Here is a 16,433-nt window from a genome sequence, read left to right as displayed (position 1 = left end):
CCCAGCTGCATGCATTTCGGGCAGAGTCGCCCGGTCGAGCCGTGAGTCCCGCCCGGCGAGGATTCGGACGGCTTCCCCATTTTTTTCGGGCGGATGCTCCGCCGCACGCTCCGGACATCGGTCCGTCAGAGCCACCGCAGCCGACGCACCGCCCCTTCTCATGTCTCCCGAGGTCCTCTCAGCCCTCCCGAGACCTTTCAGCGCCTGACACGCCTGACGCTTCTGTATTTCATTCGGCTCATTCTTGCGATTCTCCGTGCTGTTGATCCATACGGGAATTCCTTGATACGTGCCGCATCGAGGAAGGTTCTGCTATGAACCGCACACGCACGAACGACCGTTTCTCCCGCACCCGTGACGGCGGTTCCCGCACGGCGAAGAACGACAGCCGGTCCGGCGGCCAGAGCCGTTCGGGAGGCCAGACCCGGTCCGGCGGCCAGAGCCGTTCGGGCGGTCAGGGCCGGTCCGGCGGTCAGAGCCGTTCGGGTGGTTTCGGCCGCCGGTCCGTCTCTCCGCCGCGCGAGTTCGCGCTTCCCGTGACGACCACCCCCGCGCTGCCCCCGGTCGAGGCGTTCGCCGATCTCGACATGCCCGCGCCGCTGCTGGCGGCGCTGACCGCCGAGGGCGTGACCGTGCCGTTCCCGATCCAGGGCGCGACGCTGCCGAACACGCTCGCCGGGCGGGACGTCCTCGGACGCGGACGGACCGGCTCCGGCAAGACGCTCGCCTTCGGCCTGGCGCTGCTCGCCCGTACGGCCGGACAGCGCGCCGAGCCGCGCCAGCCGCTGGCCCTGGTCCTCGTACCGACCCGCGAGCTGGCGCAGCAGGTCACCGACGCCCTCACTCCGTACGCCCGGGCGATGCGCCTCCGGCTGACCACGGTGGTCGGCGGGATGTCGATCGGGCGGCAGGCCAGTGCGCTGCGCGGCGGGGCCGAGGTCGTCGTCGCGACCCCGGGCCGGCTCAAGGACCTCATCGACCGGGGCGACTGCCGGCTGGACCGGGTCGCCGTCACGGTCCTCGACGAGGCCGACCAGATGGCCGACATGGGCTTCATGCCGCAGGTCTCCGCGCTGCTCGACCAGGTGCGCCCCGAGGGGCAGCGGATGCTGTTCTCGGCCACCCTGGACCGCAATGTCGATCTGCTGGTGCGCCGCTATCTGACCGATCCGGTGGTCCACTCCGTCGACCCGTCCGCGGGCGCGGTGAGCACGATGGAGCACCATCTGCTCGACGTCCACGGGGCCGACAAGCAGCGGGTGGCGACCGAGATCGCCGCGCGCGACGGCCGGGTGATCATGTTCCTCGACACCAAGCACGCCGTCGACCGGCTGACCGAGCATCTGCTGAACAGCGGCGTCCGGGCGGCCGCGCTGCACGGCGGCAAGTCCCAGCCGCAGCGCACCCGCACCCTGACCCGGTTCAAGACCGGACATGTGACGGTGCTGGTGGCCACCAACGTCGCGGCCCGCGGCATCCATGTCGACCAGCTGGACCTGGTCGTCAACGTGGACCCGCCCACCGACCACAAGGACTACCTCCACCGCGGCGGCCGTACCGCCCGGGCCGGCGAGTCCGGCAGCGTCGTCACCCTGGTCACCCCGCATCAGCGGCGTGACATGGACCGTCTCATGGCGGACGCCGGCATCCGGCCGCGGAGCACCCGGGTCCGCTCGGGCGAGGAGGCGCTGCACCGCATCACCGGCGCCCGGACCCCGTCGGGCGTCCCGGTCGTCATCACCGCGCCGGAGGCCGAGCGTCCGGCCCGCCGGAGCGGCGCGGCGGCCTCCCGCAGCCGCCGCCGCGGCGGTTCGGCGTCCCGGCGCGGGCCCGCCCGCCCGTACTTCTTCGACGCGGCGGCCTGAGGCCGCAGCGTCGTGGCCGCGCCCGCCGTGCCGGCGGGCGGGGCCGCGTCCCCCGGGCGGTATCGCTCTCGCGCTCCGATCCGCCTCGTCCCGGTTCGAACGTCCCCTCTTCCCCTGTGAGGCATCATGCGCTGTGTCATCGCCCGATTCCCGTTCGAGCTGACCAAGAGCGGGGTGCTGGCTTCGATGAAGTCCGTCAAGCCCGAGCCTGTCGTGGGCGAGTACGTGATCATCGGCCGCCGCCACTACCCCGTCAAGCAGGTGGGCCAGGTCATCACCCGCCAGGACCGGCGTGACTTCAGCGCCGGAGAAGTGGTCCGGGCGATGACCATGCTCGGCTTCACCTGCCGCGACCTTCCCCGGACGGAGACGCCCGCGCCGGACCTCACCTCGCTCCAGCGGGCTTCCGCGATGCTCGGTGCGCCCGTGACCGTCTGACCGGCCGCGCCCGCGTCCGTCCGGCCGACGGTGTACGCATCCGTCCGGCCGCACGGGACGGGCGCGGGACCGGCGCGGTGACGGCGCCGGACGCAAAACGCAGCACGCAGCACGCAGCACGCCTGGGAACGACAGGAGGGCCCGACCGGCACACGCCGGTCGGGCCCTTCTCGTATGCCGTCCGGGCGGCCGGGCCCCGGGGGCGGAGCCGTACGGGAGACCCTTCGGTCAGCGGCTCGGGGGCTCAGCGGCCCGGGGGCCCGGGAAGTCGGCGGCTCAGCGGCTCAGCCCGCGGTGCGCCGATGGTGGCCGGTGCGCGGCTCGGGCACGGTCCGGAGGCGGCGCGGGGCGGTCCGCCGCGCGCCGGTCGCGCGGCGGCGGCCGGCGCTCTGCCCGGGCCGGGTCCCCCGGCGGCCCGCACGGACGCCCGGCCGGGGCAGCGCCACCGGCGGAGCGAGCACGAGAGCGGTGACGGTCACGACGACCACACCGAAGATGATCACGATACCCACGGACATGTGTCCCGTCCTTTCTATCGGTGACTCCCTCAGTCTCATTACCCAGTGTTACCTGCCGCCTCGCATGTAAACACTTTGCGTGATCCCTGGCGCACCCACGCCACCCGGAACCGCCCGTTCACCGTCCCGACCCCGATAGATTCCCCCATCGACGGGAGCGAGAAATCTATGCTCGCCAACATAGACATTGGTTGGTGACCTGACTATGGTTTCTTGTACAGCCAAGGTCGAATGAGACCGAGTGAAGCCGTACGGACCGGTGCTCGCCGGTGCGCGCGGCCCGCGGGACGGTACGGCTGTGGAGTTCCGAAGCCAGGACCGGTCCAGAACGGCGACGGGACTGACAGCCGCACCGGGCGGCCCGAGGTATTCAGGGGCGGCCACGGAGCCGCGCCGCGGTGGAGATCACCGTGGCGCGGCCGATCCGGCGGGCGGAGAGCGGGCGGGCGGCGGCGTCACGCGGCAGGTCGGCGCGGCGCCCGGACCGGCGGATGGTGTTCAATTTCCTTCGGGGCCCTGGTGCCGCACGGCATCGGGGCCCTCGACGCGTCCCCAAGAAGAGGTGCAGATGACAGCGGACGACTCGCTCGGCGGTCGGCTGGACGACGATGACTACCCCGCCTACACGATGGGCCGGGCGGCCGAACTGCTCGGCACCACCCCCGGCTTCCTCCGCGCCATCGGCGAGGCCCGGCTGATCACGCCGCTGCGCTCCGAGGGCGGGCACCGCCGCTACTCGCGCTACCAGCTGCGGATCGCGGCACGGGCCCGGGAACTCGTCGACCAGGGCACCCCGGTCGAGGCGGCCTGCCGCATCGTCATCCTGGAGGACCAGCTCGAAGAGGCCCAGCGCATCAACGCCGAGTTCCGGCGCGCGGCGGCGGCCCAGCACGACAACTCCCGCTGAGCCCGCCCACGCCCCCGCCGACGCCCAGCCCCAGGCCCGTACCCGGCCCCGCGCCCGCACTCCCCGTACCGCCGCACCGGGCCGGGGCGTGACCCCGTACCCGCGCCACTCGTGGCACTCGTGGCACCCGGGGGAATCGCCGGAGCGCCGAACCGGCCCGCCCGGCCCCCTCGGCGCAAGCTGACGGGGTGACGGGAATCGGCGCCACCGCGCGACGGGCGGCCCCGGCCGGCCCACCGGGGCGGGCCAGGTGAACTCGTGGGCGGTCATCGCGGCGGGCGCCGTGCTCGCCGGATACGCGGCGGTGTCGCGGAAGCTGTCCACGACGGCGGTGTCCGGCCCGATGGTGTTCGTCGCCTGCGGGCTCGCCGTCGGCCCCCTGGGACTCGACCTCGTCGACCGCGCCCGGGACGCGGAGGTCACCCGCGCCCTGCTGGAGAGCGCCCTGTCGCTGCTGCTGTTCTGCGGAGCCGTCGCGGTCCGGCGGCGGGATCTGCGCCGGGAGCGCGCGCTGCCCGTACGGCTGCTGGCGGCCGGGCTGCCGCTGACCATGGCGCTCGGATGGCTCGTGGCATGGGCCCTGCTGCCCGGCCTCGGCCTGTGGGAACTGGCCGTGGTGGCCATCGCCCTCGCCCCGACCGACGCCGCCCTCGGGCAGCGGGCGGTGTCGGACCGGCGGGTCCCGGCGCTGGTGCGGCACGGGCTCGACGTGGAGTCCGGGCTCAACGACGGCGTCGCCCTGCCCTTCTTCCTGCTGGCCCTCGCGGCCGCCGCCGGCGGGGAGCACGGCCACCAGGGCCCGCTCGCGGCGTTCTTCCTCGCCCTGGTGGCGAGCAGCGCGATCGGGCTCGCCGCCGGCCTGCTGGGCGCGCGGGCGCTCGGCGCGTCGGCCGCCCGGGGCTGGAGCACCCCGGGGTGGCGGCAGATCCTGGTCCTGACGGTGCCCGCCACCGCGTACGCGCTCTGCGCGGTGGTGGACGGGAGCGGATTCATCGGCGCCTGGACGGCGGGCCTGGCCTTCGGGGCCGTCCGGCGCGGCACGGCCCGCGCCCCCGGGAGCGACGTACCCCGGGAGGGCGGCGCACCCTCCGAGATCGAGTTCACCGACCGTCTCGGCGAGGTGCTGACGGCGCTGGCCTTCCTGGTCTTCGGGGCCGTGATCCTCGGCCCCACGCTGGAGCACGCCGACTGGCGGACGGTCCTGTACGCCGTGCTCAGCCTGACGGTCGTCCGGGCCGTCCCCGTCGCGCTCGCCCTCGCGGGCAGCGGATTGCGCGCGCCCACCACGGCCTACATCGGCTGGTTCGGGCCGCGCGGGCTCGCGTCCCTGGTGTTCGGGCTGATCGCGTTCGAGGAGGGGCTGCCCGGGGCGGATCTCGTCAGCCGGGTCATCGTCGTGACCGTCGCGCTCAGCGTCTGCGCGCACGGCGCGTCGGCCGCGTTCCTCGGCGCCCGCTACGGCGCCTGGTACGCCGACGCCCTGCGCCGCGACCCGGGGCTGAGGGAGAACGCCCCCGCGAGGTGACCGGCGCCCGGGACGCCTCGCGGAGCGGCCCGCGCCGGGGTCGCCGCGAGGGGTGACCCGCGCCCGCCCCCGTACGCCCCGGCCCCGGGCCCGGCAGCCCCGCGCGCCCTCGCCCCCCACGCCCCACACACCCCGCGCACCCCTCGACAACGCCCCGACAGCGCCGCTCAGGCCAAGCCATACCGGCGAAACCATCTCGAACAGGACATGACCCAAGGGCTTTTGACTTCCGCCCGGACCCTCGTCCACAATCGCCCCACACCATTCCACTAACTAACTAGTGAAACGGGGGGCTGCGTGAGCGGCGATCCTTACCCTTATGCCATCGAGGCGCTCGACCTCGGCAAGAGGTACCGGCGCGGCTGGGCGCTCCAGGAGTGCTCCTTCCGGCTGCCGGCGGGCTGCGTCAGCGCGCTCGTCGGCCCGAACGGCGCCGGGAAGTCGTCCTTCCTGCGCATGGCCGCCCGGCTCCAGCGCCCGACCCACGGAGAACTCCGGCTGTTCGGAACGGCGGTGGACGACCAGGAGGTGCTGAAGCACGTCGCGTACGTGGACCAGGAGCGCCCGCTCCACAAGGGGTTCACGGTCGCCGAGACCCTGCGCCTGGGCCGGGAGCTGAACCCGGGCTGGGACCAGGCCGCCGCCGAACGGATCGTGGAGGCCGGCCGCGTACCCTTCGGCGCCCGCGTCCGCACCCTCTCCGGCGGTCAGCGCACCCGGGTCGCCCTCGCCCTCGCCCTCGCCAAGCGGGCCCGGCTGCTGATGCTCGACGAGCCGATGGCCGATCTCGACCCGCTGGCCCGGCACGAGCTGTCGGCGCTGCTGCTCGCCGAGGCCATCGAGCACGGGCTCACCGTCCTGATGTCCTCGCACCTCCTCTCCGAACTGGAGGAGATGTGCGACCACCTGGTGGTCCTGGCGGACGGACGGCTGCGGATGGCCGGCCGCACGGACGAACTGGTCCCCGCGCACCGCCTGGTCACCGGACTCGCCGATCCCGGCGACGGCGGAAGCGGCCCCGGAGTGCTGCCCGGCGCCTTCGCCGAGAAGCACACCGTGATCGACTCCCGCTGCTCCGGCCGCCAGTTCACCGCCCTGATCCGCCCCGGCGGGCGCGTCGACGAGGCGTACGAGTCCGTGGAGCCGACGCTCGAGGAAGTGCTGCTCGGCTGTCTGCGCAACCCCGGCACGCCCGCGCTGATCACCGCCGACGCCCGGGTCCCCGAATCCGGCGTCTCCCCCCAGCAGAAGGACAGGACCGCATGAGCGCCACGACGACCGCCGCCCCGCCGAGCAGCGCCGCCGCGCCGCGCCGTACCGCGCTGCGCGGGATGACCTGGGTGATCTGGCGGAGCAACCGCACCGTCCTGCTGCTGTTGTTCGCCCTCACCGCCGTCTTCTGCGCCTACGCCCTCTACGACCGGGCCCAGCTGACGGACTTCCTGAGCGGCCCGGGACTCGGCTCGGCCGAGGAACTGCCCAACTCGCGTGCGGAGTTCATCGACAACGCCGTCTTCTTCATGAACTTCCTGCCGATCCTGATCGGCGTCTTCCTCGGCGCGCCCCTGCTCGCGGGCGAGGAGGAGAACGGCACGCTCCGGCTCGTCACGACCCAGTCCGTCGCCCGGACGCGGATCACCGTGGAGACGCTGGCCCTGCCGCTGCTGTCGGTGCTGGTCTGCGTCGGTCTGATGTCGGCCGCCCTCACCTGGCTGTGGCACCCGGTGCGCCATCTCCACTCGGGCGGGAACTGGTGGGTGAGCGGCATCCTCTACACCAGCGGGCCCGTGCCGGTGGCCTTCGCCCTCCTCAGCGCCGCCGCCGGGATCGCCGCCGGCGCCCTGCTGCGCCGCTCGGTCCCCGCGATGGGGCTCACCTTCGTCTTCCTCGCCGTATCGAGCATGCTGCTGCCGATGCGCCTCCAGAGGTGGCTCGCGTCGCCCCACACGCTCTCGTACCCGATGGAGCAGGACCCGCCCGCGCTGGAGCGCGGGGCGGTCGAGATCGACTGGGGCGTCTCCGACGCCGACGGGAAGCGGTACGAGGCCGGCGCCTGCTTCTTCCCCAGCGATGAGAAGAGCGACGCCTGCGTCGCCCAGCGCGGCATCGTGAACCACGTGGTGGACTACCTGGACTACGGTCAGCTTCACGTCATCCAGTGGTCGATCTCGGCGATACTGCTGGCGGCGGCGGCCGCGCTGGTGGCCTTCGCGGTGTGGTGGACACGCCGCAAGTCACTGTGAGGCAACACGCGGGAAGAGCGAGGCGGTAACCGTGGTCGAGTTCAGGATCGACCGGCGCAGCGGCGTCGCCACGTATCTCCAGATCGTGGCGCAGGTGAAACAGGCGCTGCGGCTCGGCATCCTGGTGGAGGGCGACCGGCTGCCGACCGCGGCCCAGGTCGCCGCGTCCACCCGGGTGAACCCCAACACCACGCTCAAGGCCTACCGGGAGCTGGAGCGCGAGGGTCTCGTCGAGCCCCGGCCCGGCGTCGGCACCTTTGTGAACCGGTCCCTCACCCGGCTGCCCTCGCGGGACGGCGACCGGCTGACGGCGGAGCTGGCCGTGTGGATGGAGAGCGCGCGCGCCGCCGGCTTCGAACGGGAGGACGTACGGGCGCTGCTGGACGCCGCCCTCGACGAGCGCTTCCCGTCGGCGGACCAACCCGGCTGACGCCCCTCCCCTCCCGCCCGGCCGCGCGACGGCGCGCGGACCCGGCTCGCGGACCCCGGACCCTCGGGGGCGGGGCGCGCCGCCGGTCGCGTCCCGGCGTGAGTGCGCCCCGATTATCGGCCATGTTGAGCCGGCGGCGGACCGTCGGGAACTCCGGGGCCGCCCCGGCCGGCGACGCGTCCGCCCCAGCGCGCGGACGGCGTGAGCGGAAGCGGTCGTACGGCCCTCTACGGCCCGGCGGCCGCCGCGTCGAGCCCCGAACCGGACATCCGGCGCCCATGGGTCTGCCGCCGTACTCCTGACAGCTTTTGGAGCATGTGTTTCACTCCCGACGACCGGGACGGGCCGGGGCCGGAACCGGGGAGGACGGCGGGCCGTATCGGCAACCGGAACGCCCGGAATGTTCGTCCACCGGACGGGTGGGAGGGAGGGACGGTCCGCCCGCATCCGACCGGCCTCCGCTCCCGACCGGCCTCCGACCCCGACCCCGGCCCCGACCGCTCAGACCCGATCCGTACCGCCCCGATCCGATCCGCCCCGATCCGATCCGTACCGAACGGCCTCCGACCCGCACCGTCCCGACCCGGCCCGTCCGACCCGACCCGGCCCGTCCGACCCGACCCGACCGACCCGGCCAGATCCTTCACGACCCGACCCGACCCGGCCCGACCCGGCCTCCGGTCGTCGAACGAGGAGATGACATGCGGCACCCCTCTCCCCCGTGGAGTCCAGAGTCGCCGGGGCCGAGCCCCCGGCGGCCCGCGCGCACCCGGCGACGCCCGCTCGGCGACGGCGCGGCCCGCACGGCCGGAACCGGGCCCGGAGGAGGGACGCGTGCGTGAATCGACGACGGTCCGGCCGCGCGGCACGGCGGCGGCGGCCGAACCCGCCGGGCCCACCGTCCCCGCCCCCCGCTCGGGCTTACGCGCCGCCTCCGGCGCGGGCTCCGGCCCGGGAGCGGGCGGGGCGGCGGCCGGTCCGGGCCGCCCCCCGACGTACCGCCCCGAACTCGCCGCGCTGATAGCGGACATACCGTATCTGGACATCGCCGACCCGCCCGCCGCCCGGCGGCTCCTGAAGGAGCTGGAGACGCGGTGGCCCGCGCCGGACACCGGCGCGCTCGTCATCACCGAGCGCGCCGTCCCCGGCCCCGGCGGCGCGCCCGACGTGCCCGTACGCGTCTACACCCCGAGGACGCCGGGCCCGCACGGCGCGCTGCTGTGGTTCCACGGCGGCGGTTTCGTCATGGGCGATCTGGAGACCGAGCACAGCCAGTGCGTCCGGTTCGCCGCCGACGCGGACTGCGTGGTGGTCGGCGTCCAGTACCGCCTCGCGCCCGAGAACCCCTTCCCCGCCGGGGTCGAGGACTGCTACGCCGCCCTGGAGTGGGTCGCCGGGAACACCGCCGGACTCGGCGTCGACCCGGGCCGGCTGGCCGTCGCCGGATGCAGCGCGGGCGGCGCGCTCGCGGCGGGCGTCTCCCTGCTCGCCCGCGACCGGGGCGGCCCGGCGCCTGTGCTCCAGGTGCTCACCTATCCGGTGATCGACGACCGGATGGACACCCCGTCGGCCCGGCGGTTCCAGGACACCCCGGTCTGGTCGACGCCCCAGTCGGCGCTGATGTGGCACCACTACCTCGGGGCGGGGCACGAACAGCGCGAGACCTCCCCGTACGCGGCCCCCGGCCGGGCCGCCGACCTGTCCGGGCTGCCGCCCGCGCACATCGTCACCGCCGAGTACGACCCGCTGCGCGACGAGGGCATCGGCTACGGGCTGCGCCTGCTGAGGGCGGGCGTGCCCGCCGGGATCAACCAGTGGGCGGGGGCCTTCCACGTCTTCGACTCCTTCGGCACACCGCTGGGCGAGCGCGTGTCGGCGGACATCGTCGCCGCCCTCCGCGCCGCCTTCGACGACTGAGCGCGCCCCGGCCCGTAGCCCTCTCCGCCTCCGGAGCCCCGCGTACCGCACCTTCGTCCCCTCCCTGCGCACACCCCCGGGGGTTACCTGCGACGCGGTAATCGGAACGGCGGAACGGCCCCGGGGGCGCAGGGTCACAGGGAACGGTCGAGCAGTCGTCGAGGGGAGACGCCGTGTCGGTGGGAACGCGCACGCTGGAGGAACTGTCCGCGGAGGTCGCCGCGGTACGCGGGCGGATGGAGGAGGTGAGCCGGTCCATCCACGCCAGGCCGGAACTGAAGTTCGCCGAGTTCCACGCGCGGGAGGTGCTGACCGGATGGCTGGCGGAGGAGGGCTTCGCGATCGCGCGGCGGCCCGGCGGGATGGAGACGGCGTTCGTCGCGGTGCACCGGGGGAGCCGGCCGGGGCCGTGTGTCGCGGTGCTCGCCGAGTACGACGCGCTGCCCGGGATCGGGCACGGCTGCGGGCACAATCTGATCGCGGCCGGGGGCGCGGCCGCCGCGATCGCCGCCGTGCGGTCCGCGCCCGGGCACCCGGGGACGATCGCGGTGATCGGCACGCCCGGTGAGGAGATGGGCGGGGCGGGGAAGGTCCGGCTCGCGGACGCCGGGGTCTTCGACGGCGTCGACGCGGCCCTGATGTTCCACCCGGCGGACCGCTCGATCACCGCCCAGCACGCGCTGGCCGCCGCGCATCTGCGGGCCCGCTTCACCGGGGTCGGCGCGCACGCCGCGAAGTCGCCGTGGGAGGGGCGCAGCGCGCTGGCGGCGGCGCAGCTCTTCCTCGGCGCGATCGACGCCATGCGGCAGTTCATGCCGCCGACGGCGCGGGTGCACGGGATCGTCTCGGACGGCGGGAAGGCTCCGAACGTGGTCCCGGACGGCGCGTCGGTCGACTTCTACGTCCGGGACCGTACGGCGGCGGCGACGCGGGAGCTGGTCGAGCGGGTCCGCAAGGCGGCCCGGGGCGCGGCGCTGGCCACCGAGACCGAGGCGGAGGTGACGGAGACGGGGCCGCTGTACGCGGAGCGGCGCAACAACGCCGTGCTCGCGGCCCGGTTCGGGGCCGTGGTCCGCGCGCTGGGTCTGGAGATCGCGCAGGGCGACCGGGACACCCCGGCCGGCTCCTCCGACATCGGGAACCTCTCCCAGCTGCTGCCCGTCATCCATCCGTACGTCCAGACGGCCGCGCCGGGCACGCCGAGCCACTCGGACGCGATGCGGGAGGCGTCGGCGACGGCCTTCGCGCACGACCGTACGGAGATCGCGGCGATCGGTCTGGCCCGGGTGGCGGTGGATCTGGTCACCGATCCGGAGCTGCTGGCGGCGGCCCGGGCGGAGTTCGCGGCGGAGGTGGGGGCGGAGGCGGCCGCCCGTACACTCCGGCCATGACGGTGGTGGTCGTGCTGGAGGGGGCGCTGCCGGGTCATTTCACGGTGGCGGTGTCCCCGCTGGCCGAGCTGGCCGCGTGTCTGCACGTGCTCACCGAGCACGATCACCACGCGGACCGGGCGCCCTGGGCCGAGCGGGTCGTCCGGGACGCCCCGGAGGAGTTCCGCGCCGGGCTGCGGCGGTTCTCGCCGCTGTGGGCGGCGCTGCGCTGGCGGGGCTTCTACACCGGGCTCGCGCCGGCGGCCCCGCCCGGCGGAGGAGGCACGGCCCCGGGCGGGCCGAACACGGCTGCGGGCGGCGGGAGTACGGCCGCGAGCGGCGGCGGCGGTGGCGGGGTCGCGGCCCCGGCGGCAGGCGTCCGGTCGTCCGCCCCGGCGGCCGGGGTCCGGTCGTCCGCCCCGGCGCGGCTCTCGCTCGACGCGTTCGCCGAACTCACCGCGTACTCCTGCGCCAGCGGCTATCTCGGCTTCGCGTTCGACCGGCTGCTGCACGAACCCCGGCAGGCCGCCGCGCTCCGGCACGCGGCCTCCGGGCTGCCGGAGCCCCATCTCGCCCTCGCCGAGGATCTGTTGCGACGGCCCAGGGAGCTGCGCGCGGAGGTGCTGGACTTCCTCGATCTGTGCCGGCCGGTCTTCTTCGGGGAGCTGTGGGCGCGGACCGAGCCGCTGCTCGCCCGGGCGGCGCACCGCATGCGGCAGCGGCTCGCGGACGACGGGCCCGCGACGGCGCTGGGCTCTCTCAGCCCGTCCGGCCAGGGCCCGGCGGGCGGCGGCCCGCTGCGGGTCGTCTTCGACAAGGTGCACCACGCGGTGATCACTCCGGTCCGCACGCCCGTGCTGCTCATCCCGACCCTGTACGGCGCTCCGCATCTGATCGTGAAGAACGAGCCGGGCCTGTCGCCCGTGGTGCACTTCCCGGTCGGCGCGCCGGTGGTGGGCGTCACGCTCGCCCGGCGGCGGATGCTGGCGCTGACCGATCCCCGCCGGGTGCGGCTGTGCCGGCTGATCGCCCGCCAGTCGATGACCACCGCCGATCTCGCGCAACGGCTCTCGATGACCCGCCCCCAGGTCTCGCGCCATCTGCGCGCCCTGCGCGATCTGGGGCTGGTGCGCACCGAGCGCCACGGCCGCTATGTGCTGTACGGGCTCGACGTGCCCGCCGTGGAACGGATCGGGCGGGACGTCGCCACAGCGCTCCAGTTCTGACGGCGCGCGGCCGGGTCCGGTACGGGGCGACCGCCCCCGTACGAGCGGGGCGTCGCCGGCCGCCCGGCCCGCCGTTCAGCCACGCCGACGCCCGCCGTTCGGCCACGTCGGCGCCCGGCGGCGACGAGCACGTTCGCCGGGACGCGGCCGTCCGCCCGCACGCCGACGGCCGACGACATCGGCAGCGGCAGCGGGTGACCGGTCGTGGGAGGCGCGAGGCCCGGCTCCGGTCCGGGATCAGGCCCGGGAGCGGCGGCGGTCGCTAGCCGAAGGGGTGCGGATGGCCCCCGCCCGCCCGGGACGGCAGCGGGAGCGCGCCGGGCGCCAGGACGCGGACCACGCGGACGCCCGCCTCGCGCGCCGTTCTCGCGGTGGTCTCGACGAGGATCACGTCCTGCCCGGTGTGCTCCCCGAGGACGGCGAGCGGATCGGTCCGTACGGGATCGTCCGCCGCCCGGGCGGCGGGGCGCGTCCGCCCGGTGCGGTGGGGGCGCAGGCCCCAGAGGCGGAGGCTGTCCTGCCGGTGGTAGGCCCACAGGGCGTGCTGGACGGCGGTGGCGGGCGGGGAGGTGGCGTGCCAGGAGGACCAGACGCGCAGGGCGGCGGGGGTGCGGACGCTCCAGCGGACCATGAGGGCCTCGTAGGCGGCCTTCTCGACCAGCTCGCCGACGGTGTCGGCCGGTCCGCAGCGGGCCCCGAAGGCCTGACCCGCGCCGTCGGGGCGGTGGAGGCAGACGACGGCGCAGACGACGCCGGGCGGCGCGGGGACGGCGAAGGCCGTGACCGTCAGCCCCCTGGCCTCGACGGCGGCGGCGAGCTGCGGCGGCAGGCCGGTCGCCAGCGGGGACGGCGGGCGCGGGTCGATCCCGTACCAGCTGCGCCGCACGAGGTCGCGTTCGAGCACCTCCCAGGCCGCGTGCCGGGCCGCCGAGGCGAGTTCGGGGTGGGCGGCGAGGCCGGTGGTGCAGGCCGTCGGCACGGCGCCGCACCCGGCGGGCGGGCGGTGGTGCAGAAAGACGCCGCCCGCCGGTACGAGCGTCTCGGCGCCCCGGGTGGTCCGCCCGCGGACCCAGAGCCGGCGGGCGTCGGTCAGGACCGCGGGCCGCAGCGCGGTCCGGCCCGCGCGCCGCAGCTCCGCGTGGGTGGCGACGGTCTCGGCGGCGGCCTCGGCCTCCCGTCCCGCCATCACATTGCCGAGGCGCTCCAGGAGTTCGCCGCGCGCCCCGGCGGCGACCCGGTCGGGGCTGTGGCCCGCCGCGCTGCCGACGAGCACCGGAGCGCCCGGGGCGGCGCCGGCCCCCTCGAAGGCGGCGGAGCGGGCGGCGACCCGGGCGATCAGCACCTCGGGATGGTCGGGGTAGGGCGGGAAGACCTGGGGGACCCACGCGGTCACAGGGGGTTCCCGAGGACCTCGGCGCACTCGGCGAGCACCGCGCGCCCGGGGGCGGTCAGCGCGCGGGAGTGCCGGTTCAGGGCGGCGACGGCCCGGCGGGCGGAGCCGAGCACCTGGTCGTGCCGGGCTTCGACGGCCGGGCCCCGGTCGGGGATCCGGCGGTAGAACTGCACGCTCCGGGCGAGGACCACCGTCTGCCGGAAGAGTCCCGTCAGCGGCCGGGGATCGGCCCGCAGCGGGGTGGCGACCAGCACTTCCCCCGGTCTCCCGGCGCTCGCCGGGGCCCGCTCGGGGAGCAGGAACGGCTCGGCGACGGCGGCCGCGTTGCAGCGGGTGTGCGCGCTCTCGTGCACCAGCGCCTCGGCGAACCGCACCGCTCCTGGCAGCCCGGCGGCGCTCGCCCGCAGCCTGCCCCGGTGGACGAAGATCGCGCCGTGGACGGTGAAGTCGGTGAAGCCGCTGAGCGCGCCGCCGTCGAGCAGCGCGATCTCCGTGACCGTCTCGCGGGCCTCGGCCGCGCAGGCCGGCCAGACGCGGGCCAGCAGGGCGACCGCCGCCGCCAGCGACTCGCGTTCGGCGTCCCGCCAGGAGGCGGCCTCGGAGGCGGCCCGGAGCCCGTCCGCGCCCGCGCGGTCCGGGGCCGACCTCAGCGCGCGGGCCACGCTGCGGCGCAGATGGTCCTGTGGATCGGCGGGGCCGAAGACGGGCGCGGGCAGCCGGTGGAGCAGCAGGGTCAGGGCCTCGCGCCGGTCCGGGTCGAGCGGTCCGGACCGCAGCGCCCGTTGTGTGGTGTGCACCGCGTCGAAGGCCGCCGGGTGGCGCAGACCGCCGCCCCGCGGAGGGGGCAGCTCCGCCCGGTCGAGCACCTCGCGCATGCGCGCCAGAAGTCCATCGCGTTCATCGACCGCTCCCCGGGCGTCCGGCTCGACGTGCATGCCGCCCTCTCCTCACACTCCTCGGCGGGGACGCGCGGCGGCACGTTCCCGGCCCCGCCGCGCGCTGCGGGCGAACGCCCGTCCCTGGTCGGGCGGAGCCGCCGGCAGCGCGGCCCGCACCCCTCGTTCACCGAGACTCCCTCCGCCTCGCCCGTCCCCGGTCGGGCCGGGCCGCCGACGCGCTTCCACCGGCGCGGCCCATCGTCGGCGAAAGGGAGCTTGATCGCCATACGTGTTCGCCCATGAACTTTGCGTAATGGCCGCTGTGGGCGTGGCCGGAACCCGACTTGCCTGACGCCCCGGTTCCGCATCGGCTCCGGCGCGGCCTGCGGACATGGGCCGCCCGGGCCCTCGCGCGGAGGCCGGACCCGGCCAAAGGCCGGTGACGACCTCCGTGTTCCCGCCGCGCGGGGGCGCGCCCCGGCCCGCAGACGGTCCAAAAGCCGGTGAACAGTCCGCCGCACAGCCGTGGTTGCGCTCACGGCGGCGGCGGGGACCGTGCGCTATCGTCCGGCCGTATGGCGATACGCAACGTGAGACTCACGGCGACGGGTCTGGCGACCGCGGCGGCGCTGCTGGTGGTGGCGCTGCCCGCGGGATACTTCCTCGTCTCGTACGGCTGCGGCGACCGGGAGGACCGGCTCGCCGCGGCGCTGGCGGGGGACCCGGTGCTGGACGCGGTCCCGGACGGGGCCGGGAAGCGCGAGGAGTACCGCAGTTGCGACGACGACGATCTGTTCGTCTCCGTCGGCGAGAGCTTCTCCTACGGCGACTCCCGGGCGGTCGTCCTCGGCCACTACCGGGAGGCCGCGCGGGCCAACGGCTGGCGGCCCCACACCTCGTCCGGCGGGAAGCCGGTCCCGGACTGCTTCACCAAGCGGCTGGACGGGACGACCGCCTACTTCGACGTGACCGTCGCGGACGGCGGGCCGGTCGAGCTGTCGATCACCGCCGACCACCAGGACGCCGACTCGTGGTGCTGAGCGTCCGGTCGCCGGCGCGCGGCCAAGGGGCCGCGGGGCCGTGCGCGACGAGGACCGGCCGGTGATCGAGACGGCGCGGCTGATCCTGCGCCCCCTGACCGGCGCGGACGTCGACGCCTTCGTCGACCTGCACGCGGACCCCGAGGTGAACCGGTTCGTCGGCGCGTACACCCGCGAGCGGGCGGCCGAGCGGCTGGCCGGCGTCGAACGCCAGTGGGCCGAGCGCGGCCACGGCCTCTGCGCCGTCGAGCTGCGGTCCACCGGCGAGTTCATCGGCCGCAGCGGACTCCAGTTCTGGGAGCGGTACGGCGAGGTCGAGCTGGGGTGGACGCTCCGCGCCTCCTCCTGGGGACACGGTTACGCGACCGAGGCCGCGCGGGCCTGTCTCGACTGGGGCTTCGCGCGGCTGGACGAGGAGTACTTCACCGCGCTGATGCGCCCCGGCAACGAGGCGTCGATCCGGGTCGCCGAACGCCTCGGCTTCGCCCCGCGCCGCGAGGACACCCTGTTCGACGAGCCCGTCACGGTGTACGCGGTCGACCGGCCGCGCTGACCCCGGCGGCCCGCGCTGACCCCGGCGGCCCGGGCGGCCTCGGCGATCCCGGCGGCCCCGGCGATTCCCGCGGCCTCCGCCGGGGCGGGGAACTTCCCGGGCCCGCGCCGCGACCAACTCCGTACAACGT

At 75.5% G+C, this 16,433-nt stretch carries 15 protein-coding genes; 12 read left to right on the top strand and 3 right to left on the bottom strand.

All coding sequences use genetic code 11. From position 1 onward, the window contains the following. Nucleotides 1–314 precede the first annotated feature (314 nt). Both ACF089_RS19485 and ACF089_RS19480 read left to right on the top strand, forming a co-directional pair. Complete coding sequence (locus ACF089_RS19485; protein ID WP_392028045.1) at nucleotides 315–1,865, top strand: DEAD/DEAH box helicase; 1,551 nt, start codon at nucleotides 315–317, stop codon at nucleotides 1,863–1,865. A gap of 126 nt (nucleotides 1,866–1,991) precedes the next feature. Further along, nucleotides 1,992–2,303, top strand: a complete 312-nt coding sequence (locus ACF089_RS19480; protein ID WP_392028043.1) for an SCO5918 family protein — start codon at nucleotides 1,992–1,994, stop codon at nucleotides 2,301–2,303. Nucleotides 2,304–2,587: 284 nt separating this feature from the next. Here the strand turns inward: ACF089_RS19480 and ACF089_RS19475 are convergent, their stop codons facing one another. Next, nucleotides 2,588–2,821, bottom strand: coding sequence for a hypothetical protein (locus tag ACF089_RS19475; protein WP_392028041.1), 234 nt, complete (start codon nucleotides 2,819–2,821; stop codon nucleotides 2,588–2,590). 568 nt (nucleotides 2,822–3,389) lie between these two features. Here ACF089_RS19475 and ACF089_RS19470 point away from each other — a divergent pair. From ACF089_RS19470 to ACF089_RS19435, 8 genes are all read left to right on the top strand, one after another. After that, entirely contained in the window at nucleotides 3,390–3,728 is a 339-nt protein-coding gene (locus ACF089_RS19470; RefSeq protein WP_392028039.1) for a MerR family transcriptional regulator, read from the top strand. Nucleotides 3,729–3,978: 250 nt separating this feature from the next. Next, complete coding sequence (locus ACF089_RS19465) at nucleotides 3,979–5,253, top strand: cation:proton antiporter (RefSeq protein WP_392028037.1); 1,275 nt, start codon at nucleotides 3,979–3,981, stop codon at nucleotides 5,251–5,253. 297 nt (nucleotides 5,254–5,550) lie between these two features. Further along, a complete protein-coding gene (locus ACF089_RS19460; RefSeq protein WP_392028035.1) occupies nucleotides 5,551–6,519 on the top strand; it encodes an ATP-binding cassette domain-containing protein in 969 nt (322 codons plus the stop codon). Continuing rightward, nucleotides 6,516–7,496 carry an ABC transporter permease gene (locus ACF089_RS19455; protein ID WP_392028034.1) on the top strand — a complete coding sequence of 327 codons (981 nt, stop codon included), beginning with the start codon at nucleotides 6,516–6,518 and terminating at the stop codon, nucleotides 7,494–7,496. Before ACF089_RS19460 ends, ACF089_RS19455 begins: the two co-directional genes overlap by 4 nt. 31 nt (nucleotides 7,497–7,527) lie before the next feature. Next, nucleotides 7,528–7,926 (top strand): GntR family transcriptional regulator, encoded by a 399-nt coding sequence (locus ACF089_RS19450; protein WP_392028032.1) that lies wholly within the window; start codon nucleotides 7,528–7,530, stop codon nucleotides 7,924–7,926. Nucleotides 7,927–8,760: 834 nt separating this feature from the next. Further along, the gene (locus ACF089_RS19445) at nucleotides 8,761–9,843 is read left to right on the top strand and encodes an alpha/beta hydrolase (protein WP_392028030.1); all 1,083 of its coding nucleotides are present in this window, start codon (nucleotides 8,761–8,763) and stop codon (nucleotides 9,841–9,843) included. A gap of 173 nt (nucleotides 9,844–10,016) precedes the next feature. Then, nucleotides 10,017–11,234 carry an amidohydrolase gene (locus ACF089_RS19440; protein ID WP_392028028.1) on the top strand — a complete coding sequence of 406 codons (1,218 nt, stop codon included), beginning with the start codon at nucleotides 10,017–10,019 and terminating at the stop codon, nucleotides 11,232–11,234. Further along, on the top strand, nucleotides 11,231–12,439 hold the full coding sequence (locus ACF089_RS19435) for a DUF5937 family protein (RefSeq protein ID WP_392028025.1): 1,209 nt from the start codon (nucleotides 11,231–11,233) through the stop codon (nucleotides 12,437–12,439). Before ACF089_RS19440 ends, ACF089_RS19435 begins: the two co-directional genes overlap by 4 nt. A 262-nt stretch (nucleotides 12,440–12,701) precedes the next feature. Here the strand turns inward: ACF089_RS19435 and ACF089_RS19430 are convergent, their stop codons facing one another. Further along, nucleotides 12,702–13,832: a YcaO-like family protein gene (locus tag ACF089_RS19430; RefSeq protein ID WP_392028023.1), complete on the bottom strand. Its 1,131-nt coding sequence runs from the start codon at nucleotides 13,830–13,832 to the stop codon at nucleotides 12,702–12,704. Then, complete coding sequence (locus ACF089_RS19425) at nucleotides 13,829–14,767, bottom strand: aKG-HExxH-type peptide beta-hydroxylase (protein ID WP_392028021.1); 939 nt, start codon at nucleotides 14,765–14,767, stop codon at nucleotides 13,829–13,831. Before ACF089_RS19425 ends, ACF089_RS19430 begins: the two co-directional genes overlap by 4 nt. A 518-nt stretch (nucleotides 14,768–15,285) precedes the next feature. Here ACF089_RS19425 and ACF089_RS19420 point away from each other — a divergent pair. Together ACF089_RS19420 and ACF089_RS19415 are read left to right on the top strand one after the other, a co-directional pair. Continuing rightward, nucleotides 15,286–15,750, top strand: a complete 465-nt coding sequence (locus ACF089_RS19420; RefSeq protein ID WP_392028018.1) for a hypothetical protein — start codon at nucleotides 15,286–15,288, stop codon at nucleotides 15,748–15,750. Nucleotides 15,751–15,790: 40 nt separating this feature from the next. Then, entirely contained in the window at nucleotides 15,791–16,303 is a 513-nt protein-coding gene (locus tag ACF089_RS19415) for a GNAT family N-acetyltransferase (protein ID WP_392028015.1), read from the top strand. Nucleotides 16,304–16,433 lie beyond the last annotated feature (130 nt).

It is taken from the genome of Streptomyces sp. NPDC014894 (genome assembly GCF_043080985.1).
Classification (GTDB): domain Bacteria; phylum Actinomycetota; class Actinomycetes; order Streptomycetales; family Streptomycetaceae; genus Streptomyces.
This window is presented reverse-complemented; position numbering and strand designations above follow the sequence as displayed.

Excerpts from the sequence above, each read along its gene's own strand:
- ACF089_RS19485 (WP_392028045.1), top strand. The coding sequence starts at position 315 with ATGAACCGCACACGCACGAACGACCGTTTCTCCCGCACCCGTGACGGC.
- ACF089_RS19480 (WP_392028043.1), top strand. The coding sequence starts at position 1,992 with ATGCGCTGTGTCATCGCCCGATTCCCGTTCGAGCTGACCAAGAGCGGG.
- ACF089_RS19475 (WP_392028041.1), bottom strand. The coding sequence starts at position 2,821 with ATGTCCGTGGGTATCGTGATCATCTTCGGTGTGGTCGTCGTGACCGTC.
- ACF089_RS19470 (WP_392028039.1), top strand. The coding sequence starts at position 3,390 with ATGACAGCGGACGACTCGCTCGGCGGTCGGCTGGACGACGATGACTAC.
- ACF089_RS19455 (WP_392028034.1), top strand. The coding sequence starts at position 6,516 with ATGAGCGCCACGACGACCGCCGCCCCGCCGAGCAGCGCCGCCGCGCCG.
- ACF089_RS19435 (WP_392028025.1), top strand. The coding sequence starts at position 11,231 with ATGACGGTGGTGGTCGTGCTGGAGGGGGCGCTGCCGGGTCATTTCACG.
- ACF089_RS19425 (WP_392028021.1), bottom strand. The coding sequence starts at position 14,767 with ATGCACGTCGAGCCGGACGCCCGGGGAGCGGTCGATGAACGCGATGGA.
- ACF089_RS19420 (WP_392028018.1), top strand. The coding sequence starts at position 15,286 with ATGGCGATACGCAACGTGAGACTCACGGCGACGGGTCTGGCGACCGCG.